The sequence below is a fragment of the Aminobacter sp. P4_H6_2 genome (genome assembly GCF_056400805.1).
This window is the reverse complement of record NZ_JBFUKO010000180.1, coordinates 1-8,831: the sequence shown is the minus strand read 5'-3', so window position 1 is coordinate 8,831 and position 8,831 is coordinate 1. Positions and strand designations below refer to the sequence as shown.

Genomic DNA, 8,831 nt, shown 5'->3' with positions numbered 1-8,831 from the left:
TCATAAAAGCCCCCGCCGCCAAAGCGCCTGTCGCCAAGGCTGCGCCGGCCAAGGCGCAGGTCGCCAAGACCATCGCCAATGTGCTTGCCGCACCGCGCGGCGGTGTGGCGGACCGGCTGATCCTGATCAAGGGCATTGGACCGGTCAACGAGAAGAAGCTCAACGACCACGGCATCTTTCATTTCGACCAGGTGGCGGGGTGGAAGAAGTCCGATATCGYGGCGGCGGAGGCCTACCTCGCCTTCGACGGACGGATTGAACGCGAAGATTGGGTAGGGCAGGCCAAGGCGCTGGCGCGTGAAGCGGCCAAGCCGGCGAAAGCCAAGCGCGGAGGTGGCAAGTGACGGCTAAGACCTTGCTCGACATCAAAGGTGTCGAGACCTATTACGGCAATATCCGAGCGCTCAGCGGCGTCGATGTCTCGGTCAACGAAGGCGAAATCGTCGCCCTTATCGGCGCCAACGGTGCCGGCAAGTCGACGCTGATGATGACAATCTTCGGCACGCCCAGGGCGCGCCGCGGCACCATCACCTTCGCTGGGACCGATATCACCGACCTGCCTACGCATGAGATCGCCAGGCTGCGCATCGCACAGTCGCCGGAGGGACGGCGCATCTTCCCGCGCATGACGGTGATGGAAAACCTGCAGATGGGCGCAAGTCTCGACAACCTCAAATATTACGATGAGGACGTCGAGAARGTGTTCACCCTGTTTCCCAGGCTCAAGGAGCGTATCGCTCAGCGCGGCGGCACGCTTTCCGGCGGCGAGCAGCAGATGCTGTCCATCGGCCGTGCGCTGATGGCGCGGCCCAAGCTGCTTCTGCTCGATGAGCCGTCGCTCGGCCTGGCGCCGCTGATCGTCAAGCAGATCTTCGACGCCATTCGCGAGCTCAACCGGACCCAGGGCCTGACCGTGTTCCTTGTCGAGCAGAACGCCTTCGGCGCACTGAAGCTCGCCACGCGCGGCTACGTCATGGTCAACGGCTTGGTCACGATGAGTGGCACGGGCAAGGACCTTCTCGCCAATCCAGAGGTTCGTGCGGCCTATCTCGAAGGCGGCCGCCACTAGGAGGATCCATCATGCACGGCATTCTCTACGAGGAAGCCTCGATCTGGCAGTTCTTTTTCGTCACCTGCGTCTTGGGCGGATGGGCGGCCTGGATGACTGGTCGCGCCTGCGCGCAGACCTGGCGAAGCTACACTAAACTGGTGCTCTACATACTAGGGCTAGGTATCGCTATACGCTTTATCCATCATGCGTTGTTCGACGGCACGATGTTTACGCTGCAATTCTATATCGTCGACACTATCGTGCTTATGGCGTTTGCACTGACTGGTTATAAATACACGCGAACAAACCAGATGGTCACGCAATACAATTGGCTTTATGAAAAGGTTTCGCCTCTTTCTTGGAGATCGAAGTCCTGAGGGGCAAAGGCCAAATATCGGCGCCGATTCGCCAATGAATCGGCGTGACAACTGCCGGAAAATCGGCAAACTCACCTTTCTGCGATATGGGTGGGCATCGCAAGAAAGAAACTCCACGCCCACTCAATTAATGGGAGTGTTTCAATGAGAAAGTCACTTTTGTCGGCTGTTGCACTGACCGCGCTCGTAGCGTTCAGCGGCAGCGCATGGGCCGATGTCATCGTCGGCGTCGCCGGCCCGATCACTGGCCCCAATGCTGCCTTCGGCGCGCAGCTTCAGAAGGGCGCCGAGCAGGCTGTTGCTGACATCAACGCAGCCGGCGGCATCAATGGCGAGCAGATCAAGCTTGTTGTCGGCGACGACGTCTCCGATCCTAAGCAGGGCATTTCGGTCGCCAACAAGTTCGTCGCTGACGGTGTCAAGTTCGTCGTCGGTCACTTCAACTCGGGCGTTTCGATCCCGGCTTCGGAGGTCTATGCCGAAAACGGCATCCTCGAAGTCACCCCAGCTGCTACCAACCCGAAATTCACCGAGCGTGGCCTGTGGAACGTGTTCCGCACCTGCGGCCGTGACGATGCGCAGGGCGGTATTGCCGGTGCTTATCTCGCGTCGAAGTTCAAGGACGCCAAGATCGCCGTCATTCACGACAAGACGCCTTACGGCCAGGGCCTTGCCGACGAAACCAAGAAGGCGATGAACGCCGCCGGCGTGACGGAAGTCATGTATGAAGGCGTCAACATCGGCGACAAGGATTTCTCGGCACTGATCGCCAAGATGAAGGAAGCCGGCGTTTCGATCGTCTATTGGGGCGGTCTTCACACCGAAGCCGGCCTGATCATCCGCCAGTCGGCTGACCAGGGCCTCAAGGCAACGCTCGTTTCGGGCGACGGCATCGTCTCCAACGAACTCGCCTCGATCGCCGGCGACGCCGTTGCCGGCACGCTCAACACCTTCGGTCCGGACCCGCGCCTGATCCCGGAGAACAAGGGTCTGGTCGAGAAGTTCCGTGCCGCCGGCTTCGAGCCGGAAGCCTACACGCTCTACTCGTATGCCGCGATGCAGGCGATTGCTGAAGCTGCCAAGGCTGCCGGCTCGACCGACACCCAGGCAGTTGCCAAGGCTCTCAAGGAGAAGGGCCCGTTCAAGACGGCGCTCGGCGACATCTCCTTCGACGAAAAGGGCGATCCTAAGCTGCCAGGCTACGTCATGTACGAGTGGCAGAAGGGCGCCGACGGCAAGTACACCTACGTGCAGCAGAAGTAATTCTGCAAGCACCGCCAACCAACAGATGCCCGGCGCTTCGCGCCGGGCATTTTTTTGTGCCGCAGAAAATATGGCTGTCTGACGCTACGGAAATTAAATCGATTTAGGGGTGTGGGTTTTCGGTTGCACCGCAGCATTTTCCCGCTAATCATTCGCCGCCTCTTAAATATCCAGCGTCTGGAGCGTTTTCGTGCCGATCAGCAAGATCCTCGTCGCCAACCGATCTGAAATCGCCATCCGCGTCTTCCGCGCGGCCAATGAGCTGGGGCTCAAAACCGTGGCGATATGGGCGGAAGAGGACAAATATTCGCTGCATCGCTTCAAGGCCGACGAATCCTACCAGGTCGGCCGTGGACCCCATCTGACCAAGGACATGGGTCCGATCGAAAGCTATTTGTCGATCGAAGAGATCATTCGTGTCGCCAAGCTGTCCGGCGCTGATGCGATCCATCCCGGCTACGGCCTGTTGTCGGAGAGCCCGGAATTCGCCGAGGCCTGTGTCGCAAGCGGCATCACCTTCATCGGCCCCAAGCCCGAGACGATGCGCCGCCTCGGCAACAAGGTCGCTGCACGCAACCTCGCCATCGAAGTCGGTGTGCCGGTCATCCCGGCGACCGACCCGTTGCCCGACGACATGGACGAGGTGAAGAAGCTCGCCGCCAGGATCGGCTATCCGGTCATGCTCAAGGCGTCATGGGGCGGCGGCGGTCGCGGCATGCGCGCTATCCGCAGCGAAGCCGATCTCGCCCGGGAGGTCGTCGAAGGCAAGCGCGAGGCCAAGGCGGCGTTCGGCAAGGACGAGGTCTATCTCGAGAAGCTGATCGAGCGCGCCCGTCACGTCGAAGTGCAGGTGCTGGGCGACACCCACGGCAACGCCGTGCATCTGTTCGAGCGCGACTGCTCGATCCAGCGCCGCAACCAGAAGGTCGTCGAGCGCGCCCCTGCGCCCTATCTCGGAATGGCAGAGCGCAACGAGCTGTGCGAGCACGCCCTGAAGCTCGCGCGCGAGACCGCCTATATCGGTGCTGGCACCGTCGAGTTCCTGCAGGACGCCGACAGCGGCAAATTCTATTTCATCGAGGTCAATCCCCGCATCCAGGTCGAGCACACCGTCACCGAACAGGTGACAGGCATCGACATCGTCAAGGCGCAGATCCACATCCTCGACGGCTTTGCCATCGGCACGCCGGAGTCAGGCGTGCCGGCCCAGGCCGACATCCGGCTCAACGGCCATGCCTTGCAGTGCCGCATCACCACGGAAGATCCCGAGCAGAACTTCATCCCCGATTATGGGCGCATCACCGCCTATCGCGGCGCCACCGGCTTCGGCATCCGCCTCGACGGCGGCACCGCCTATTCGGGCGCGGTCATCACACGCTTCTACGATCCACTACTGGAAAAGGTGACCGCGTGGGCGCCGACGCCTGAAGAGGCGATCGCACGAATGCACCGGGCGTTGCGCGAGTTCCGTATTCGCGGCGTGGCGACGAACCTGACCTTCCTCGAAGCGATCATCACGCACCCGGCCTTCCGCGACAATTCCTATACCACCAAGTTCATCGACTCGACGCCCGAGCTGTTCGCCCAGGTCAAGCGCCAGGACCGTGCTACCAAGCTGCTCAACTATCTCGCCGATGTTACCGTCAACGGCCACCCCGAGACACGCGGCCGTGCTGCGCCCAACCCGGAAGCCGCAGCACCCGTCGTGCCATGGTTCACCGGCCCGATCCCCGATGGCACCAGGCAGAAGCTCGACCAACTCGGCCCGGAGAAATTCGCTGCCTGGATGCGGGCGCAAAAGCAGGTGCTGATCACCGACACGACCATGCGTGACGGTCACCAGTCGCTGCTGGCCACGCGCGTCCGCACCCACGACATCGCCAAGATCGCCGGCACCTACGCGCGCGCTCTGCCGCAGCTTCTGTCGCTCGAATGTTGGGGCGGGGCGACCTTCGACGTCGCCATGCGCTTCCTGACCGAAGACCCGTGGGAGCGGCTCGACAAGGTGCGCCAGGCAGCGCCCAACATCTTGTTGCAGATGCTTTTGCGCGGCGCCAACGGCGTCGGCTACACCAATTATCCCGACAATGTCGTCCAGCATTTCGTACGCCAGGCTGCTGCCGGCGGCGTCGATCTGTTCCGCGTTTTCGATTGCCTGAACTGGGTCGAAAACATGCGGGTGTCGATGGACGCCGTGGGTGCCGAAGGCAAGCTCTGCGAGGCGGCGATCTGCTACACCGGCGACCTGCTCGACCCGAACCGCGCCAAATACGACCTGAAATATTATGTCGGGCTCGCCAAGGAGCTGGAAGCCGCAGGCGCCCACATTATCGCGGTCAAGGACATGGCCGGCCTGCTCAAGCCAGGTGCGGCGCGGGCGCTGTTCAAGGCGCTGCGCGAGGCGACCGATCTGCCGATCCATTTCCACACCCACGACACGTCGGGCCTGTCGGCAGCGACGGTGCTGGCTGCTGTGGAGAGCGGGGTCGATGCCATCGACGCCGCGATGGATGCCTTCTCCGGCAACACCTCGCAGCCTTGCCTGGGCTCGATCGTCGAGGCCCTGCGCGGCTCTGACCGCGATCCGGGGCTTGCGCCCGAATGGATCCGTCGCATCTCGTTTTACTGGGAGGCGGTGCGCAACCAGTACGCAGCCTTCGAAAGCGACCTGAAGGGGCCTGCCTCGGAGGTCTATCTGCATGAAATGCCCGGTGGCCAGTTCACCAACCTCAAGGAGCAGGCGCGCTCGCTCGGGCTTGAAACCCGGTGGCACGAGGTGGCGCAGGCCTATCATGACGTCAATCTGATGTTCGGTGACATCGTCAAGGTGACGCCGTCTTCGAAGGTGGCGGGTGACATGGCGCTGATGATGGTGAGCCAGGAGCTGACCGTCGCCGATGTCGAAAACCCGGCCAAGGACATCGCCTTCCCGGATTCGGTGGTGTCGATGCTGCGCGGCGATCTCGGCCAGTCGCCGGGCGGTTGGCCGGCAGCGCTGCAGAAAAAGGTGCTGAAGGGTGAAAAGCCGATCACGGCGCGCCCCGGCTCGTTGCTCAAGGCAGCCGACCTCACAGCGAACCGCAAGGAGGTCGAGACCAAGCTTGGTCGCAAGCTTTCGGAAAACGAATTTGCCTCGTGGCTGATGTACCCGAAGGTGTTTTCGGACTTCGTCCACGCGCAGGAGACCTATGGACCCGTCAGTGTCTTGCCGACGCCGGTCTATTTCTACGGCATGGAGCCTGAGGACGAGGTCTTCGTCGACATCGAGAAGGGCAAGACGCTCGTCATCCGCTGCCTTGCCATCGGCGACGTCGATGACAAGGGCATGGTGACGGTGTTCTTCGAGCTCAACGGCCAGCCGCGCCGCGTCAAAGTGCCGGACCGCGCGCATGGCGCATTGGYGCCCAAGGTCCGGCGCAAGGCCGAGGCCGGCAACGATGCACATGTCGGCGCTCCGATGCCGGGCGTGGTCTCGACGCTTGCCGTCTCAGCCGGCCAACCGGTCAAGGCGGGTGACGTGCTCCTGTCGATCGAAGCCATGAAGATGGAGACTGCCCTTCACGCCGAGCGCGACGGAACGATCGCCGAAGTGCTGGTGCGTACCGGCGACCAGATCGACGCCAAGGATCTGCTGGTGGTCTACGGCTGATTGCTTGTCCGGCCGGGGGTTTAGAACAGCCCTTGGCCGGCCTTTGCTTCTTCTGCCGCGCTGCGGCGGATCAGGCTCTTGAACATGTAGCCGCGCTGGCCCTTGTAGACGACCGTGCACCAGTTGCAGTCGGTTTCGGCGTCGATGGCGGCGTTTGCCGGCACGACCAGGATCACCTTGGACTCGTCGGCGGGGCCGTCGCGCAAATTGCCCCATTTGGCGGCCTTTGCCGGGCGCAGGTCGGGCAGGGGGCCGTCGAACAAGCTGGTGCTCGCCGGAGTGGCGCTTGCGTCGACCATGCCGGTTGATGCTTCCAGCATCGCTACCTCGGCGTCGGTCTCGGCGACCTGCACATCCAGCGAGCCGCGCAGGCCGTCGGGGGCAATCGATGCCGTGTCGGAATTATCCCTGATCTCGCCTATTGGCGCGGCGGGCGCTTGCCCCGCAGCGCTTGCCTGGCGTTCGTCCGGTCCGGCCGCGTCGGCCTGTACCTTACTCCCGCCGGCCTGCGATGGATTGGCCTGACCCCAGCGCGAATTGTCGGCGGCTGGCGGAGAGCGTTCCAGTGTTGGCGTTGCAGGCTGCCGCGCTTGTTTGGTTGCTGGCTCTCCTTGCGAAGTCGCGGACAAGCCTCCGAGACTGGCAGTCTGAGGCTGCGTCACCTGCGGCGGCACTGCGGCTGTCTGCGTCGGGTCGGGTGCTGAAGCGCTTGCAATCAGCGCGGCAGCCAGGGCGACCACCGCTGCACAGGAGCCAAGCAGGGCAATGCTCGATGGCGACAGCTTGCGCGACCGGAGATCTTGGCCGGCTTGTTGCAACAGTGCACGTGCATGGCTCGAAATTCCGGTGAGCCGGAACGGTGGGTTATTCATGGTACAAGACTCCACAACGGTACGACGCGGCAAACAGCCGGCATCGACCCCCAACCCGTATTGGCATGCAAAAGGCGGAAATGATCTGCAAGCGGTTGGTGTTGCCTGTTCCGCTGCAGTCTTCACCATCCGGCTACATCCGCTATTGGACGGAAATCGGGCGAAGCCGTGTCAGGAGGGCGGTTCTGGCCCAATGACTGCTCGAAATAGGGGCTTGATCGCAATCTAAATCGATTTAGCCTATGTTGGCGCGGGCACTGCGCTGCGCGTGTTTGCCAAGTGCAATGGTGCGGTAACTTTTTGAATCTGCCGATCACGGCTGCCTGAAATCGATTTCAGCTGTCAGGCTCATATGCTAGGAGTCGCGTTCGATGAACGCCACAAACACAACTGATCTCGCTACAAAGGCTATTGCAACACGCGCCCGCTGGGCCGTGGCCGCTGCCTTTTTCATCAATGGTTTTGTCACTGGAAGCTGGGCGACGCAGATCCCGCTGCTTTTGACACGCTTGCATATCAGCGAGTTTGTGCTCGGCCTGCTGATCCTGGTGTTTGGCCTTGGCGCGCTGACGGCGATGCCGTTTTCCGGCTACCTGATGACCAAGCGCGGCTCGCGGCCCGTGGTGATCGGCTTTGCCTGGATCGTGGTCTTTGCGCTGCTGTTGGTCGCCCTTGCACCCAATGTTTGGCTTGCGGCGGTGACGATGTTCATCTTCGGCGGCTCGATCGGCGCGATGGATGTCGCCATGAATGCCAATGCGGTCGCCGTGGAAAAACGGCTGTCGCGGGCGATCATGTCGTCGTCGCATGGCTTCTGGAGCCTTGGTGGTTTTGCCGGCGGTGCACTGGGCGGCATCATCATCCAGAATTTTGGCCACCTGCCGCATGCGATTTTTGTAACCGTGGTGGCCGCTGCCATGACGGCCTTTGCGTTGCGGCATCTGATCGGCGAGGACAGGCCAGTGACGCACGAACACCGGCATTTCCGCCTGCCGCGTCTCCCCACCATCTATCTGGTCGGCATCATGGCGCTGTTTTCGATGATCCCCGAAGGGGCCGTGCTCGATTGGGCGGCGCTCTATCTCAAGCAGGAGCTTGGCGCCGACATCGCTACCGCAGGCTTCGCCTTCGCTGCTTTCTCCGGCATCATGGCGCTGATGCGCTTCCTCGGCGATGGCGTGCGCAACCGCTTTGGAGCGGTCAACACGCTGCGCTGTTCGGCACTGCTTGCTGCGAGCGGCATGCTCGCTGCCGGTCTCGCACCCAATCCATGGATTGCGATCGCCGCCTTTGCCATGTGCGGCCTTGGTGTCGCCAACATGGTGCCGATCGCCTTTTCCGCCGCCGGAAATCAGCCGGGTGTCGTGCCGAATATCGGCATGAGCGTCGTCACCACCATGGGCTATTCAGGCATCCTGGTGGCACCTTCGGCCATCGGTTTCGTTGCCGGGCATACCGGCTTCGCACCGATCTTTGTCGCCCTGTCCGGCTTCCTGGTGGTCGTCAGCCTGATGGCTGGCCTTGCCCGCCATGCCGACTTCAGGGCCGTGCCTCAGGCGACGCCTGCCGAATAACGCTTCAGCTCCTCGTGCAGGAAATCAGCGACACGGCGGATACGC

6 protein-coding genes and 1 pseudogene are annotated in these 8,831 nt (G+C 62.2%); 6 read left to right on the top strand and 1 reads right to left on the bottom strand.

The window, feature by feature from the left end; translation table 11 throughout:
- The 5 genes and pseudogenes from AC1DUU_RS14775 to pyc all read left to right on the top strand — a co-directional run.
- Nucleotides 1-344 (top strand): annotated as a pseudogene (locus AC1DUU_RS14775) (ATP-binding cassette domain-containing protein); the annotation flags it as partial.
- The gene (locus AC1DUU_RS14770) at nucleotides 341-1,069 is read left to right on the top strand and encodes an ABC transporter ATP-binding protein (protein WP_476784159.1); all 729 of its coding nucleotides are present in this window, start codon (nucleotides 341-343) and stop codon (nucleotides 1,067-1,069) included. The pseudogene AC1DUU_RS14775 and the gene AC1DUU_RS14770, both read left to right, overlap by 4 nt.
- 11 nt (nucleotides 1,070-1,080) lie before the next feature.
- Nucleotides 1,081-1,428: a DUF6867 family protein gene (locus AC1DUU_RS14765; protein WP_476784158.1), complete on the top strand. Its 348-nt coding sequence runs from the start codon at nucleotides 1,081-1,083 to the stop codon at nucleotides 1,426-1,428.
- Between the two features lie 144 nt (nucleotides 1,429-1,572).
- On the top strand, nucleotides 1,573-2,691 hold the full coding sequence (locus AC1DUU_RS14760) for a branched-chain amino acid ABC transporter substrate-binding protein (RefSeq protein ID WP_476784157.1): 1,119 nt from the start codon (nucleotides 1,573-1,575) through the stop codon (nucleotides 2,689-2,691).
- A gap of 190 nt (nucleotides 2,692-2,881) precedes the next feature.
- Complete coding sequence (gene pyc / locus AC1DUU_RS14755; protein WP_476784156.1) at nucleotides 2,882-6,340, top strand: pyruvate carboxylase; 3,459 nt, start codon at nucleotides 2,882-2,884, stop codon at nucleotides 6,338-6,340.
- Between the two features lie 20 nt (nucleotides 6,341-6,360).
- Here the strand turns inward: pyc and AC1DUU_RS14750 are convergent, their stop codons facing one another.
- Nucleotides 6,361-7,212 (bottom strand): SH3 domain-containing protein, encoded by an 852-nt coding sequence (locus AC1DUU_RS14750; RefSeq protein WP_476784155.1) that lies wholly within the window; start codon nucleotides 7,210-7,212, stop codon nucleotides 6,361-6,363.
- 371 nt (nucleotides 7,213-7,583) lie between these two features.
- On the opposite strand from AC1DUU_RS14750, the gene AC1DUU_RS14745 reads away from it, so the two are divergent.
- Nucleotides 7,584-8,786 (top strand): MFS transporter, encoded by a 1,203-nt coding sequence (locus AC1DUU_RS14745; RefSeq protein WP_476784154.1) that lies wholly within the window; start codon nucleotides 7,584-7,586, stop codon nucleotides 8,784-8,786.
- Nucleotides 8,787-8,831 lie beyond the last annotated feature (45 nt).

Coding starts and splice junctions, on each gene's coding strand:
- AC1DUU_RS14750 (WP_476784155.1), bottom strand. CDS start 7,212: ATGAATAACCCACCGTTCCGGCTCACCGGAATTTCGAGCCATGCACGT.
- AC1DUU_RS14760 (WP_476784157.1), top strand. CDS start 1,573: ATGAGAAAGTCACTTTTGTCGGCTGTTGCACTGACCGCGCTCGTAGCG.
- AC1DUU_RS14765 (WP_476784158.1), top strand. CDS start 1,081: ATGCACGGCATTCTCTACGAGGAAGCCTCGATCTGGCAGTTCTTTTTC.
- AC1DUU_RS14745 (WP_476784154.1), top strand. CDS start 7,584: ATGAACGCCACAAACACAACTGATCTCGCTACAAAGGCTATTGCAACA.